This window comes from Streptococcus suis (genome assembly GCF_024509555.1).
In the GTDB taxonomy this organism is placed as follows: Bacteria; Bacillota; Bacilli; order Lactobacillales; family Streptococcaceae; genus Streptococcus; species Streptococcus suis_AD.
This window is the reverse complement of sequence record NZ_JAMWEL010000005.1, coordinates 64,866-80,375: the sequence shown is the minus strand read 5'-3', so window position 1 is coordinate 80,375 and position 15,510 is coordinate 64,866. Positions and strand designations below refer to the sequence as shown.

Annotated in this window: 10 protein-coding genes; 5 read left to right on the top strand and 5 right to left on the bottom strand. The window is 43.9% G+C overall.

Features of this window, described 5'->3' with window-relative positions; all coding sequences use genetic code 11:
* Window positions 1-93 precede the first annotated feature (93 nt).
* The 5 genes from NF418_RS03745 to NF418_RS03725 all read left to right on the top strand — a co-directional run bounded on the left by NF418_RS03745 (window position 94) and on the right by NF418_RS03725 (window position 4,778).
* On the top strand, window positions 94-1,146 hold the full coding sequence (locus NF418_RS03745; RefSeq protein WP_256778495.1) for a glycosyltransferase: 1,053 nt from the start codon (window positions 94-96) through the stop codon (window positions 1,144-1,146).
* Complete coding sequence (locus tag NF418_RS03740; RefSeq protein WP_256778493.1) at window positions 1,133-2,068, top strand: phosphodiester glycosidase family protein; 936 nt, start codon at window positions 1,133-1,135, stop codon at window positions 2,066-2,068. Before NF418_RS03745 ends, NF418_RS03740 begins: the two co-directional genes overlap by 14 nt.
* Entirely contained in the window at window positions 2,043-2,465 is a 423-nt protein-coding gene (locus NF418_RS03735) for a hypothetical protein (RefSeq protein ID WP_248043955.1), read from the top strand. Before NF418_RS03740 ends, NF418_RS03735 begins: the two co-directional genes overlap by 26 nt.
* Before the next feature lie 158 nt (window positions 2,466-2,623).
* Window positions 2,624-4,339: a dihydroxy-acid dehydratase gene (gene ilvD / locus NF418_RS03730; protein WP_256778492.1), complete on the top strand. Its 1,716-nt coding sequence runs from the start codon at window positions 2,624-2,626 to the stop codon at window positions 4,337-4,339.
* A 52-nt stretch (window positions 4,340-4,391) separates the two neighbouring features.
* Complete coding sequence (locus tag NF418_RS03725; protein ID WP_256778491.1) at window positions 4,392-4,778, top strand: DUF6176 family protein; 387 nt, start codon at window positions 4,392-4,394, stop codon at window positions 4,776-4,778.
* A gap of 26 nt (window positions 4,779-4,804) precedes the next feature.
* Here the strand turns inward: NF418_RS03725 and NF418_RS03720 are convergent, their stop codons facing one another.
* The 5 genes from NF418_RS03720 to NF418_RS03700 all read right to left on the bottom strand — a co-directional run bounded on the left by NF418_RS03720 (window position 4,805) and on the right by NF418_RS03700 (window position 15,502).
* Window positions 4,805-5,146, bottom strand: a complete 342-nt coding sequence (locus NF418_RS03720) for a metal-sulfur cluster assembly factor (protein WP_256778490.1) — start codon at window positions 5,144-5,146, stop codon at window positions 4,805-4,807.
* Window positions 5,147-5,362: 216 nt separating this feature from the next.
* Complete coding sequence (locus NF418_RS03715) at window positions 5,363-6,967, bottom strand: CTP synthase (protein ID WP_256778489.1); 1,605 nt, start codon at window positions 6,965-6,967, stop codon at window positions 5,363-5,365.
* Between the two features lie 167 nt (window positions 6,968-7,134).
* Window positions 7,135-7,716 carry a DNA-directed RNA polymerase subunit delta gene (gene rpoE, locus NF418_RS03710; protein WP_105144329.1) on the bottom strand — a complete coding sequence of 194 codons (582 nt, stop codon included), beginning with the start codon at window positions 7,714-7,716 and terminating at the stop codon, window positions 7,135-7,137.
* A 135-nt stretch (window positions 7,717-7,851) separates the two neighbouring features.
* Entirely contained in the window at window positions 7,852-12,537 is a 4,686-nt protein-coding gene (locus NF418_RS03705; RefSeq protein ID WP_256778488.1) for a S8 family serine peptidase, read from the bottom strand.
* 205 nt (window positions 12,538-12,742) lie between these two features.
* A complete protein-coding gene (locus NF418_RS03700; protein WP_306172659.1) occupies window positions 12,743-15,502 on the bottom strand; it encodes a pneumococcal-type histidine triad protein in 2,760 nt (919 codons plus the stop codon).
* Between the last annotated feature and the right edge of the window lie 8 nt (window positions 15,503-15,510).

Sequence of the window (15,510 nt, the reverse complement as noted above, 5' to 3'; positions counted from 1 at the left end):
TTAAGCTAATCTCAAGCACCCTCTGGTTTTAGCTTGCTTTTAGGAAAGTCCCGTATAGTAGACTCATCAAGAAAAACAGACGAGGTTTATGATATGTATTATGTAGTGATACCGGCCTACCAGCCAGATGAAAAATTGATACAACTCTTAGAGGTCATGAAAAACAGACTAAACTGCCAGGTCATTGTTGTAGATGATGGTAGTACAGGCGAATCCAAAAATATTCTGGATATTGCCAAAACCTTTGCCATTGTTCTCCACCACGATGTCAATAAAGGAAAAGGACAGGCCCTCCGAACAGCCTTTAGCTTTATCCAAGATTTGCGAAAGCCTGGTGTCATTGTTACCGCTGATGCAGATGGTCAACATGCTGTGGATGATATAGACCGTGTCGCACGCGCCGCCATGAACCTGCCCAGTCGCCTCATCCTTGGTGTTCGTCAATTTACCAAAGACATCCCTCTCCGTAGCCGATTTGGTAACAAACTAACTAGAGTCTTGTTCAGACTACAAACCGGTGTCAATGTATCCGATACACAAACTGGCTTACGCGGTTTCCACACCGACATAATTCCATTTATGTTGGACATTGAGGGTGACCGCTACGAATATGAAATGAATATGCTGACCCAAGCAAGTCAAGACTATAAAATCACGGAAGTTCCCATTCAAACTATTTATATCGATGATAATGCCAGTTCGCATTTTCGTCCCATAAAAGATGGATTGCTAATTTACAAAAATCTCTTCAAATTTGCCCTGGCATCTTTTGGTGGTTTCCTAGTCGACTATGGTATCTATGCCTTAGCTTTGTTGGTGCTGACTGGACTACCAACAGCTGCACGTTTGTTAGCTGCTAACACCATTGCTCGCATCTGCAGTGCTAGTTGTAATTTTGCTCTTAACAAGAGGTTAGTCTTTAAAAATAAAGAAAGTATTGCACGAACAGGTGCTGGCTACTTTACTCTAGCTCTCATTCTCTTCCTAGCTGATACAACTCTTCTTTATCTTTTCCATCAAATTCTTGGACTTAACCTCTACATTGTCAAACTTGTGGTCGGTATCTTCCTCTTTCTAGCCTCTTGGTTCATTCAAAAAAATATCATCTTTAAAGAAAGGAAATCATTTTCCCATGAAATTGCTTAAGAAACCCTTTGCCTATGCCTCCATCTTTGGAATGTTACTAACAAGTGGATTTTCCTACTCTATGTTGAAAACCTTCGTGCTTTCCGAAGCAATCACAACGGTTGCTGCAAGTAACGCCACAACTAGCAGCCAAAACACAGCTACTTCATCGTCGTCAACTGCCGCAACCACTGCAACTAATGTCTCTACAACGGATACTAGTTACACTGATGACAATATCCAAATTAACTTAGAAACCATTACTACCAACAACACAACTGTCTATGTAGCAGATATCCAGGTCAGCTCTCCAGAGTATCTAAAGACAGCTCTAGCCCAAAATACCTACGGTACCAACGTCACGGCCAAAACTTCTGAAACCGCCACTGCAAACAATGCTATCCTAGCAGTCAACGGTGACTATTACGGCGCCAACTCAACTGGTTATGTCATTAAAAACGGCGTCCTCTACCGTGACACTGTCCGCGACAATGCAGCTTACGGTGACTTGGCAATCTACGCCGACGGCTCATTTGAAATCATCTATGAAAATGAAATCACTGCTCAAGAATTGATTGACAAGGGGGTCGTCAACCTCTTAGCATTCGGTCCATCATTGGTAGAGAACGGTGAAATCGTGGTCGATACTTCAACAGAAGTTGGACGGGCCATGTCTTCCAACCCTCGTTCAGCCATTGGTATCATCGATGAAAACCACTATATCATTGTAGTCGCAGACGGCCGTACTTCTGAAAGTGAAGGTCTATCCCTCTATCAACTGGCAGAAGTTATGCAGCAATACGGTGCAACGACAGCCTATAACCTTGACGGTGGCGGTTCATCAACCCTCTACTTCAACGGCCAAGTCATCAACAATCCAACAACAAACGGAAATACTATTTCAGAAAGGGCGGTAAGTGACATTGTCTACATCGGTTACTAATCAAACATCTACGCGTACTGCACGCACCTTCATTACCTACTTGGCTACAACAGCCTTCCTCTTTATCTTCAGTCGTATCTACGAAAGCCTTAGTTATGGCGAGGTTTCGATTTTCATGCATTATATGTTTTGTGTGACCCTGATTGGTGGAGCTTTACTACTTGGTATGCTCACTCTAAAGCCAAACTTATCACGAATGACTTTTAATCTCTGGAATTCAGGTGTTGCCACCATTACAGCAGGCTTCCTGCTCCGTGGTATCATCAACCTGTCTGGTCGTTCAACCACCTTGGACCAACCCTATTGGTTTATCGGTGCAGGATTCTTAGTTCTTGCCTTGATTAGCCTCTTCTTCACTGGAAACAAGAAAGCACAGCTCCGAGCAACTGCTCAGTAACAAAAACAAACTAGAACAGCCTTTGGAACATCCAAGGTTGTTTTGTTTATTTTTGCAAAATTCAGAAATTTCACATCATTTAACAAATCCTTTTTCATTTCCCTCATAACTATGGTATAATAAGAGAACTAATCACCAGAAAGATAGGGAGAAGAGAAATGACAGATAAAGATACACTCAAAAACCTCCGTCACCGTAGCTCTGTTTACGATTCGATGGTCAAATCGCCCAACCGTGCTATGTTACGTGCAACCGGCATGACCGACGATAGCTTTGAGAAACCGATTGTTGGGGTTATTTCGACTTGGGCTGAAAATACACCCTGTAACATCCACCTGCATGACTTTGGAAAACTAGCCAAAGAAGGGGTTAAAGAGGCAGGGGGCTGGCCTGTTCAATACGGCACCATCACCGTTGCAGACGGGATTGCCATGGGAACTCCTGGTATGCGCTTCTCACTGACTTCTCGTGATATCATTGCTGACTCTATTGAGGCAGCTATGGGAGGACACAACGTGGATGCCTTTGTCGCTATCGGAGGCTGTGATAAAAACATGCCTGGTTCCATGATTGCCATCGCCAACATGGACATTCCAGCTGTTTTTGCCTACGGCGGAACCATTGCGCCAGGTAATCTCAATGGTAAAGACATCGACTTGGTATCCGTTTTTGAAGGAATCGGAAAATGGAACAACGGTGACTTGACCGCTGAAGAGGTTCGTCAAATCGAGTGTAATGCCTGCCCTGGCCCTGGTGGTTGCGGTGGTATGTACACTGCCAATACCATGGCGACAGCCATTGAGGTAATGGGCATGTCTATTCCTGGCTCTTCTTCTCACCCTGCTGAATCTCCTGAGAAGAAGGCTGATATTGAAGAAGCTGGCCGTGCTGTTGTACGCATGCTAGAACTTGGCATCAAACCATCTGACATTATGACGCGTGAAGCATTTGAAGATGCTATTACAGTCACCATGGCTCTGGGCGGCTCCACCAACGCTACTCTTCACTTGCTAGCCATTGCTCACGCTGCAAACGTTGACTTGACCTTGGAAGATTTCAATGATTTCCAAGAACGCGTGCCTCACTTGGCAGACCTGAAACCATCAGGAAAATACGTCTTCCAAGACCTCTACAATGTCGGTGGCGTCCCAGCTGTCATGAAATACTTGCTCAAAAACGGCTTCCTCCATGGTGACCGTATCACCTGTACAGGTAAAACCGTTGCGGAAAACTTGGAAAACTTTGCAGATTTGACACCTGGACAAGATGTCATCATGCCACTTGAAAATCCAAAACGGGCGGATGGACCTCTGATTATCTTGAAAGGTAACCTAGCTCCTGAAGGAGCGGTTGCCAAGGTTTCTGGTGTGAAAGTCCGTAACCATACTGGCCCTGCTAAGGTCTTTGACTCAGAAGAAGAGGCGATTGATGCAGTCTTGACCGATGAAATCGTAGATGGTGATGTTGTCGTTGTCCGCTATGTTGGGCCAAAAGGTGGGCCTGGTATGCCGGAAATGCTGTCGCTTTCATCTATGATTGTCGGAAAAGGCCAAGGTGACAAGGTAGCCCTTCTAACAGACGGTCGTTTCTCTGGTGGTACTTATGGTCTGGTTGTTGGCCACATCGCTCCTGAAGCTCAGGATGGTGGTCCAATTGCCTACCTCCGTACAGGTGATTTGGTGACGGTTGATCAAGATACCAAAGAAATCACCATGCACGTTTCTGACCAAGAAATCGAAGAACGTAAGAAAACAACTGTTATTCCACCACTCTACTCTCGTGGTGTTCTCGGAAAATACGCCCACACCGTATCCTCTGCCTCTAAAGGAGCTGTTACGGACTTCTGGAGACCAGAACGCAGTGGGAAACAGTAATGAATTTATTAACCCCTGTCAAATGACAGGGGTTTTACAAGGAGAAAATCAAATGAAACTAAACGTCGAACTCTCCCGCTTTCGTGTTAAGGAAGGCAAAACCATCCAAGTAGATGAATGGATGGCCTTTCTCAACGAACACATGGAAGACACCCTTCTCACTCTTGAGGGAGAAAAAATGTATGTCGAAACCATCTTCCGCGAGGTATTGGACGGACGCGAATACCTTTACTGGTATTCTGTTCAAGCTGAAGGAGGGATTGAAGTCGAAGATTCAGAATCCTATATCGACAAAAAACATTTAGAATATTGGGAAGAATGCATCGACCCGAGCTATGGTATGGTCAATTTGGATCCACAAGTTATCATGATTCCCAAGCCTGTTTATGAAACCATGGAAGAATTAGACAGACAATACGATGAGATATTTAAAAAATGAGCTGCTCCACGCAACTCATTTTCTTTTTATTTAGGACTAATCCCCAGTGTAATCCGTCCCAGACGGCTGATGCGTGTCATTTTCCAAGTAGGAGACCAGACGATTTCGACCTGGGCATCGGTGATGCCTTCGATTTTCTTCAAGGCTGTAACCAACTCACCTGGCATGGTATCAGCGCAAGAACACCCTGCATCTGTAAAGGTCATGATAACCTTGCAAAAACCATTTTCATCCAAATCTATCTCATAGACTAAGCCCAGATTGTAAATATCCAATTCAATTTCCGGGTCATAAATATTCTCTAGGACTTCGATCAATTGACTTGAAAGTGCAGCTGCTCGGTCATTGATTTTTATATCGTCTCTCATTGGAATTCTCATCTTTCTTGTTTTTATCATTTTCTCATATTTTTCAATAATTTTCAAGAAAATACAAAGAAATTGTCTGAATATTCGATTAATTACCCCTGGAAGAATGATAGGATATCTTGACCCAAAATAGATGCAGGCCAAACAAATTTTCCAATTGCTATGACTTTATCAAATATGTCAGAAAATCACCATATTGCAAGTCATCCACAAGCATTACTTACTATTCCCAACCGCTGCTGTGACGAAGGCAGTATAGAGTCCTTCAGGACGATTTGGTCGAGATTGGAGTTCTGGGTGATACTGACAGGCCACAAAGAACTTGTTCTCAGGAATTTCAACGATTTCAACCAGGCGGTTGTCTGGCGATACACCTGAGAAGACAAAACCAGCTTCTTCAAATTGTTGACGGAAGTCATTGTTAAACTCGTAACGGTGGCGGTGGCGACGTTGGACAACTTCTTGGTTGTCATAGGCTGCAGCAGCCTTTGAGCCACGTTTGAGTTTGCTTGGATAGAGTCCCAGACGGAGTGTTCCGCCCAAGTCTTCGACACCAATTTGGTCGCGCATAATATCAATAATAGGGTACTTGGTTTCTGGATCCAGCTCAAAACTATTGGCTCCTTCTAAGCCAAGAACGTGGCGAGCAAATTCCACACAAGTCAACTGCATACCCAAGCAGACGCCTAACATAGGCACATCATTCTCACGGGCATAGCGAATGGCTTGAATTTTTCCTTCGGTACCGCGTTGACCAAAGCCGCCAGGTACGAGAATGCCTTGCGCTTGTCCAAGTCGGTCAGCGACATTTTCTGACGTCAAGTCGTTGGCATTGACCCAATCCAACTCAATTGCTACATCATTGGCATAGCCTGAGTGTTTCAAGGCTTCTACAACTGAAATGTAAGCATCTTGGAGCTCGACGTATTTACCAACAAGGGCAATTTTGACAGTCTTCTTGAGATTTAGAACCTTGTCAACCATGGCTGACCAATCTGTCATATCTGCTGGTGGCACATCTAATTTCAAATGGTCACAGACAATCTGGTCCATATTTTGTGCCTGCATATTGAGCGGAATTTGGTAGAGGTGTTCAACGTCCAGTGATTCAATGACCGCTTCTGGTGCCACATCACAGAATTGAGCCAACTTATTTTTAATCCCTTGACCAGCTGGCTGTTCTGTTCGGATTACCAACATGTTTGGTTGAATACCCAGTCCACGTAATTCTTTGACCGAATGCTGGGTCGGCTTGGTCTTCATTTCTCCTGCTGCCCTGAGATAAGGCAAGAGGGTGGTGTGGATGTACATGACATTATCAGAGCCAACATCCGCCTTCATCTGACGGAGGGCTTCAAGGAAGGGGAGACTTTCAATATCTCCAACAGTTCCCCCAACTTCTGTGATAATAACATCTGCATCTGTTGTGCGGGCTGCCCGCTTGATTTTGTCCTTGAGAGCATCTGTGATATGTGGAATAACCTGAACCGTTGCCCCTAGGTACTCTCCCTTGCGTTCTTTCCGAAGGACTTCGCTGTAAATCTTACCAGTGGTGACGTTTGAATATTTGTTGAGGTTGATGTCGATGAATCTCTCATAGTGACCGAGGTCCAAGTCAGTTTCTGCACCATCATCTGTCACAAATACTTCCCCGTGTTGGTAGGGACTCATGGTCCCTGGGTCAATGTTGATGTAGGGATCGAATTTTTGAATAGTAACTTTCAATCCTCTGTTTTTCAAGAGGCGGCCCAAACTTGCTGCTACAATTCCCTTACCAATCGATGACACAACGCCACCAGTTACAAAAATATATTTTGTCATGCAAACTCCTTCTCTACTGTCATCATCATGACGGGGTGTAGATTTCAATAATGATGAAGAAAAAACAAAAATAGCTCCCTATTGACTAGGGAGCTCCGACCTCAAAAGAGGTGCCCGATAATATATTATCGAAAAATATAAGCCTTGTCAAACACAAGTTTATATTACTACTCGTCAATGACTTCTTCATCAGAATAGTCATCATCTTCTTCAGCCAAATCAACCGTTTCATCATCTAATTCATCTTCTGGAATGATTTCATTGATTTCGGAGTCATATGATTCAACTTCATCCTTTTCATCATCTGGATTCTCATCATCATATTCTGATGAAGAATTATCAGAATAATTATCCTCGTCTTCTGGATCATCATGACCATAGTCAATCGCATCCTCATCACCGTCCATGAAGGCATTAACACGCTTTTTCTTACGTTTCGGTGCATCTTCGTCGTCTTCCTCAAGAGTAATCACTTCTTCATCGATTTCATCGATTGCATACCATGAACGAAGGCCCCATTTGTTTTCACCTAGCGGAATGAAGCTACCATCCACATTCAAATCTGAATAGAAAGTTGGCAAGGCTGCACGAATGTCACTGTTTGATTTTTCAAGGTAGTTTTGAATTTCATTAACCAAGTCATTGAAGTACATTTCATTATCACGGCCACGTTCTTCCAAAATAGCACGTGCCACTTCAATCATGGAAAGTTCACTTTTTTCTTGTCCTGCAAATACGTTTAGTTCCAAGGGTCTTCTCCTTTTATGTCTTTCCTTTCTATTTTACGCTAAAATTGGCAAATAGTCAAAGATAAGTGAATTTTTTTAGAAAAGAAAGGCCTAGTTGGTACTGCTAACTAGACCTTTTTTCTCCCTAGCGACTCACTAAGCTTCCTCTCTTTTCTTGAAGAAAAGAAATGCTGATAGACTTGTCAAGCTAGCCACAAGATAGAAATTCATATTTTCTACAACTCCCGTGACAGGAAGAGTTTTAGCAGAAGAAATCTGCCAAACTGGATTTTGTGATCCTGCTACTGATCTTACAAGATCCGGCTTAGGCCCTTCTGGAAGTGTCAGATCCTTCTCCGGTATTGAAGTCACATCTGCATAGTCAGAACCGTGTTCCAATTCTACTTGGTTACTAAAGCCGTCACCATCGGTATCTGTAGTCAAGTCAAAGATTGGAAGGGCTGGGGCGGTTACAGAGGAACCATTCATAGCCAAATGACCGACTGGTAATTCAAAGAATGTTGGATCACCCTTGGCTGCCACCTCAGGAACTGTACTTGCATCAGCATAATCAGAACCTTGCTCCAATTCTACTTGGTTATTAAAACCGTCGCCATCCGTATCGGCTGATAGATCAAAGACCGGAAGATCTGGGGCGGTTATAGAGGAGCCATTCATAGCCAAATGACCGACTGGTAATTCAAAGAATGTTGGATCACCTTTAATTGTCACATCAGGAACTGAAGCTGCATCAGCATAATCAGAACCTTGCTCCAATTCTACTTGATTGCTAAAGCCATCGCCGTCTGTATCAGCTGACAGGTCAAAGATTGGAAGAACTGGGGCGGTTACAGAGGAACCATTCATAGCCAAATGACCGACTGGTAATTCAAAGAATGTTGGATCACCCTTGGCTGCCACCTCAGGAACTGAAGCTGCATCAGCATAGTCAGAACCTTGCTCCAATTCTACTTGATTGCTAAAGCCATCGCCGTCCGTATCGACTGACAGGTCAAGGGTTGGAAGAACTGGAGTATCATTTGTGAGAGATTTTCCTCCATTTTCAATGTCTCCCTTGGCTGTCAAAATTAGATTCAAATAGTTGCGAACTGCCTCTTCGACCTTATAAGTCGTCGGAGTATCTACCACACCATAGCCTGTAGGCACTTCAATACGGATTGAATAGTCCCCATGTGTAACCAAACGTTCAAAGACTTCCGGAGCATAACGAGCACGAGTAAGCTCAAGCTCTTCTCCGCTCTGATTAACCAAATATACTTTAGTTCCCTCTGGTACTAGACCACCAAAATCTGCAAGAACCGGAGAACGGTCTACAGCAATTACTCGGAAATCAATACCAACTAAACTATTCTCTTCTGAAACAGTAAATGTTTTAATGAGAGGCTCACCGTCAATGAGACGAACTTCATCTTTATCGAACAAATGCAATTCAACTGTGTAGGTTCCAAATGGAAGCAATTGAATATTACTTGTCGGACCCGCTGGTTTCAAGAGTTCAAGCTGGTTTCCTTCCGCATCTCTAATAATATAGTTGTAGGCGGTTGGATGTTCTTGATCAGTCTGATCATTGATGATCTGAACAACAACGACCCCATGGTCGCTTGGTACTTCAGCAAATTCAGATAGGTTTGCACTTAAAACATTACCCGCCTGATCCTCTACTGCATAGAAGAAGCTAGAAATGTCCAGTGGACGACCTAAGATGTCCTCTGTCGGCAATTGATACACACCATTTTCATCTGGCTGTACATAGACACGACGTGGCTGGGTCAATACTTCTTTCAATGGACGACCAGTTGGACCAATGTTATTAGGATCTTCAATTTCTACTGGTTGCCCATTCTCATCTTTTGTATGGATGACATAATAAACACGCTCACGGTAAATCGGCATACCGTAGGCAATCGGAGAACGTGGTTTAAAGGTCATTGCCTCCATATCCACAACACCTGTTGTAATAGCAGGGCGAACACGATTCAATTCAATAGTATAGGTAATGAATTGCTCCTTGGCACCAGATGTTTCAGGCAGGTATGAAATAACGTATTGATACTTACCATCTGGCAAATCTTGACCGTTCTTATCCTTACCTTCCCAGGCAGATGTTTCAATCAAATGTGCACGTGGATTAGTAGGACGACCAGCATAGAAATTCTTCGGCCCGCTGATTAAGTCCCCTTGCCATAGTGGAGTCGTACGTTCTGTATCATCTGCAGCATAAACTGTCGCTTGCAAATTACGGAAGTTACGAAGGAATACACCACGGAAAACAATTCCATCTCGGTTTCCGTCTCCATTTGGAGAAAGAGCGAGGATTGGCTGACCATTCTCATCTTTTTTCAAGAGGAAATTTCCGTCTGCATCTTCAAAAGTACCCAAGATAAATGGAGATTGAATACCATGTTCACCTGTTTCGTGGTTAAATTCCGCTTTACCAGATAACAAGGCTGTGTAGAAGTTTTTCTCATCTACTGCCAAACCACCTGTCACAGAGAAATCATTTTCTGTATAGAAAGGAGCTTCCTCGGTAGAAAAATCATAAATCGATTTCTCTAAAACTGCCAAATCTTGGAATTTCCCTCGGAAACCAACGAATGGAAGACTGACCAGATCCATTTGATCATCTTTATTTAGGAAGCGAATAAAACCTTCCAAATAATAACCATTTGGCATCAATTGAGCCAGTTCCTCTGCATAACTAGACGCATCTAAAGAAATAGTCACTGTCTTGCTAGAATATGCATCGACAGTAATTTCCTGTCCCTCAACCTGTGTCAATTCCCGTGGCGTCAAGCTGAATGTACCGTTCTCAACAGCATCCGTATTCAAGTGTGTCTTGTAGGTAACAGTCTGAGCCTTGTCAGATGTATTGTAGAGCGTCACATCAAAGCTGAAGATGTCTTGAACATTACCTAGTGAAATGCTCGGATACCCTTCACTACCTAAAACATACAAGTCTGTCGCAATAGCCGCTGGAACATCAATCAAACCTGAACCTTGCTGTCTTGGTGAAACATAAGCATTGGCAGCCACATCAAAGTGTGGACGAGCTGTTGACATCAAGACTTGCTTGATACGGTCTTGAAGAGCTTGTCCTGTCAAGTCAGGATATCTCTCCATCAATCCTTTTTTAATAAGAGCTACGGCACCTGCAACATGCGGAGAAGCCATGGACGTACCGTTCATGCTAGCATACTTGCCATCATTGATACTGGAATAAATAGCTCCACCCGGTGCAGTAACATCCGGTTTCAACTCACCATCTGCCGTTAAACCCCAGCTGGTAAATTCAGACATCTGATTGCCCTCTGGATTGTCCATCATGGCTTTCTTTTTGTCAAACACTAGCTTGTAGGTGTCTGTACCTGATTTATCTGCCAATTCCAAACCAAGTGCTTTAGGAATGAAGATAGACGGGATAGAACGAGCCTCTCTTGAGGTTACCGCCATTGATAGGTCATTACCTGTGTCAATGTTGTTGAAAATAACTGCTCCAACTGCTCCATTTTTCTTGGCTTCAGCAATCTTAGCATCAAACGAAATCGTACCACGTTGGATTAGAGCGACTTTGCCATTAAGGTCTTTCCCTTGGAAATCTTCTGGATTACCAATACCGACAAAAACGTAATCGTACTCTTGGCTGGTATCAAAGTCTGGTAGACCGCTAGGCTGAGTGTAGGTTCCCTTACCATTGTTAAATGCTGGCTGGTTCTCCATACCTCGAATAGTGAAGACATCTTTAACAACATGGGTATTATTGAAAGAAGCCACCGCAATGGAATCCTTAGCTGCTGCCGGAGAGGCTACTAGACCATAATCTGGATTTTCAACCCAAGGATTATCCTGTCCATCTCCCCAAACACGATCGTTACCCGCTGCAATAACAACGGATACTCCACGTTTCTTGGCATCTTCAATTGCTTGGTTTAAAGCAACACTGGCATCAATCAAAGAACCTGCTGCCGAACCCAAACTCAAGTTAATGACATCCGCACCCAATTTGACAGCGTCTTCAATCGCTCGAATATATAGAAACGGCTGGGTTCCATCACCAAAATTCTCTGAAAAGACACGCATAAACATAAGCTGAGCTTCAGGTGCTACACCCACAATCTTTTGCCCAATGCTATCTTCCTGAGAGGGATTTCCTGCTGCAATACCTGCAACGTGACCACCGTGAGTGGCTTCCTTGCTTTCTTTTACCTCATTATTTGTATCTAGATAATTATAAGCAAAGACGATTTTCTCACTGTACCATTGACCGTAATGAATACCCGCCTGCTCTTTTACTGCCGCAAACTCTTCTTCACTTTGGTATTTGGCTTTTGTAACATCTGTCAAACGATAGGCATCGTGTTCTACATCAATACCAGAGTCAACGATGGCAATGACCATCCCTTCTCCCTTGTTTCCCGTCTCCCAGACAGTTGGGACATTGATGAGAGCATTACTTTCTTCTGAAAGCACTTCAACTGTAGTTTTTTCAACAGCTGTGCCTGAAGATGTAGTAGTAGCCAGTTCGCTTGCCTCTGGCTGTGAAATAGCTGAGCTAACTTCCTCATTAATCGAGTTAGATATAGATTCTGTTGAAGCAACAGTATCTGCTACTTTTTCTTCTGTCGATGACAGATCTAAATCTTGACTAGTTATTGGAGCTGATACTAGTTCTGCTTGAGATTCGGTTAAACTTTCCACTGTAACAGGTGGAAGGCTACTTGTCTCATCAGCCCAAACAGGCACGGCCACACAAACAGTCCCAGTCAAGACAGCCAATAAACTACTTGCCTTTAAGAGTTTATTGACCAAACGGCGATTTGTCATAAACATAACCTCCTTGTTTAGATTTGTATACTATATACAAGAAGTATTTTAACACGAAATCGCTTACAGCACAATATTGAATTTTCTGATTTTTTTAAAAATATAGATAATTCTGTTTATTTCCTGTATAAAAAAAGCTTCTGCCTACCACAAAGATAGTCGGCTATACTTGCTAACTATTTTAGGTAGTACAAAAGCTATTTTCTTATTCTGAGACAGGAACTAGCACCTTCTCTGATTTGGTTTCAGTAGTTTCTGTCGGAGCTGGAACTGGTACATCAGCTACTGCCGGTTGGCTGGATACTTCTTCGCTAGCCGGTTTAGCAACTGGCTCAGCATCCGATTGTGATGCACTTGTTGGAGCAGTCTCACTCTTGGTTTCTTGCGCTTGGTCGCTTGTTGGTGTGCTGCTTGCCTCTGTTGTTTCCTCAGGGGTGAAGCGTTGGGCTGGCGTTGCAATAATCGAAGAGGAGCTTGGTTTCGTTGCTACCTCTACTGGTTTTGCAGGCTGGACAGGTACTGGTTGAGTCGCCGCTAGCAAGGCCTCTGCTGGTGCCAATTCCGTTTGCGGATGGAGCGCAGCTTTTTCCACTCGGTAGAAACCTGAACCATCTGGTCTCGGGATACGGAAGGCCGTTTGAGAAACCTTTGTTTTTGGATCGACAACATCTTGTGGATCAAAAATGTATCCATCCTTGGTTGTAAATTTACCAGCCGCCTTGGCAGCTTCAATTTCCTCATAACTGTGGACAATCTGCCAATTCTTCAATCCTTTCCGTTGCTCTTGCGGTGTTACACGTTTGGCCAATTCATCTCGGTCACGCTTGTCTAATAGGGCTTGAACCGCAGCTAATTCCTGACTGGAGAGCTCGCTCTTTTTCACTGAACGCAGGCTATCGTCGTCTGCACGGGGCAGACTAAATGCATCACGGAAGGCAAAACTTCTTGGATCCAATACATCCTCAGCCGCAAAGATATAGCCATCAGCTGTCGCAAATCGCCCTTGGGCACGGGCTGCTCCCACCTCTTCTGCTGTATGGACAATCTGCCAATTTTTCAAACCAGCCCTCTTATCCGGTGCCGTCGCATTGAGAATTGGGGCAATCTGATCCGCTGCTTCATCATGACTATGACCGCTGCTGGTCCAAGCTGCAGGACGAACTTCAGGATGACGCATGAGATACTTGATTGTCGCAATCTGTTCCTTGTTCAACCAGGTATATGGCAGGACATGGATGTGGTCAATATGCGGAATGACAAAGACTTCCCCGGTATCATAGGTAGCATTTCCACCACGCATTGGAAGCTTATGGATTGGCACAAGCAGAGCCGGTGTCAAATCCCCTTCTTTAGCAGGGCTGACATCAAATAGATAGGACGGATCTTTCTCCATCAAGCGCAATTCTGCAAATGAAATCTTCATCAAATCTAATTCCTGACGGGCATAGAAATAAGCCTTGCCATCCACTTCCATCCAATAGCCCACCCGACCTTGATGACTAGCCTTACGCAAAACTGCCTGACTGTCAAATTCGGGGCGGTTTTCAGGATTTCCTTGTCCTTCTGTCGCTGGAGGGGTTACTGGTTTTGATGGAACTGTTGTCGAATGACCACCAGCATTGACCTGGGATTTTTCAACCAACCATACTGCAACTTCCTTCAATTCAAATTCTTCTAATTCACCAAAACCAACATAATGGAAATGGTCTCCGTGGCTTGCAATCAAGCCATGTTCATCAACAGAGGTAATCGAAGCCTTGCTGAACTGATAACCATCACTAGTAAAGTAAGCTTTGCCATCCAAACCCTTACCATAAACAGCTATCGGACGCCCCTGCCACATACGAGTCGGTTGTTTGGTAGTCCCTGTCGGCTTAGTTTGGTTAGTTGGCAAGGCTGGAGTTGGTGCCGGATTGGAATGAACTTGGTGACTAGTTGCTTGGTGTCTGGTACCACCATTTTCCTGGCCGATGCTTGCACCACTTGTGCCAATCATTCGGGCAATCTTTTCCTCCAAGGCAGACATCTGACTGTAAGGAATAAAATGGAAATGATCTCCGTGGGGCACAATTACACCGGTAGCTGTTTTTTTACTGATAGCTCTTGGATCAAATACTAAACCATCTGCTTCAACATGACGTTGGGATAAAGGTGTCGCATCCAACTGAGCCAACAAGCTAGCCAAATCTTGTCCTTGTACTGAAACAGGAGTTTCCTGCCGGGCTTTCTGAGTGTGATTTCCATAATGATTTCCAGTGGTTGACTGATTGCTACCCTTTTTATCCCAAAAATCCTGAGCCGCTTTTAACTCTGTAGCTGAAAGATCTTTTTTCGGGATGAAATGGAAATGGTCCCCATGAGGAACAATAAAGCCATCACCGGTATCTTCAATGACATCTGTCGGATTAAAGACATAACCATCGTCAGTCTTATAGGGACCGTCTGAATGGCTAGAACCTGCCACCTGTCGCTTGCTATCAGCCGATGTAATCCCTTTCTGTCGTTCAACTTCTTCCTTGCTCCGGACATTTTTCTGCTGTTTGGCATCTTTCAAGTAAAGGTAATATTTCCCATCTACCTTGATAACATAGCCATCTTGGACCTCATTGACAATGTGTCCGTCTTGAAGAACATAATTCGGATCTTTCATGACCAATTCTTCACTAAAGATAGCATCGAAAGGCACCTTGCCATTGTAGTAATGGAAATGATCTCCGTGAGAGGTCACATAACCTTGGTCTGTAATTTTGACAACAATCTGCTCAGCATCAATATTTTCCTTGGCCGAAACCTGTTCCGGAGTTAATTGCTCCGCGACCAGCGACTCTTCCTTTTGACTATCTTCAATATAGGACACTCGATTTTTTTGTTCTTCTGTCGCCTGATAACGACCCAACTGGTAGCTACACAAACTCATCCCCAAAACAAGGGTTGCTACCGAACCAACAAGAGTTTTCTTCTTCATTTTATCTC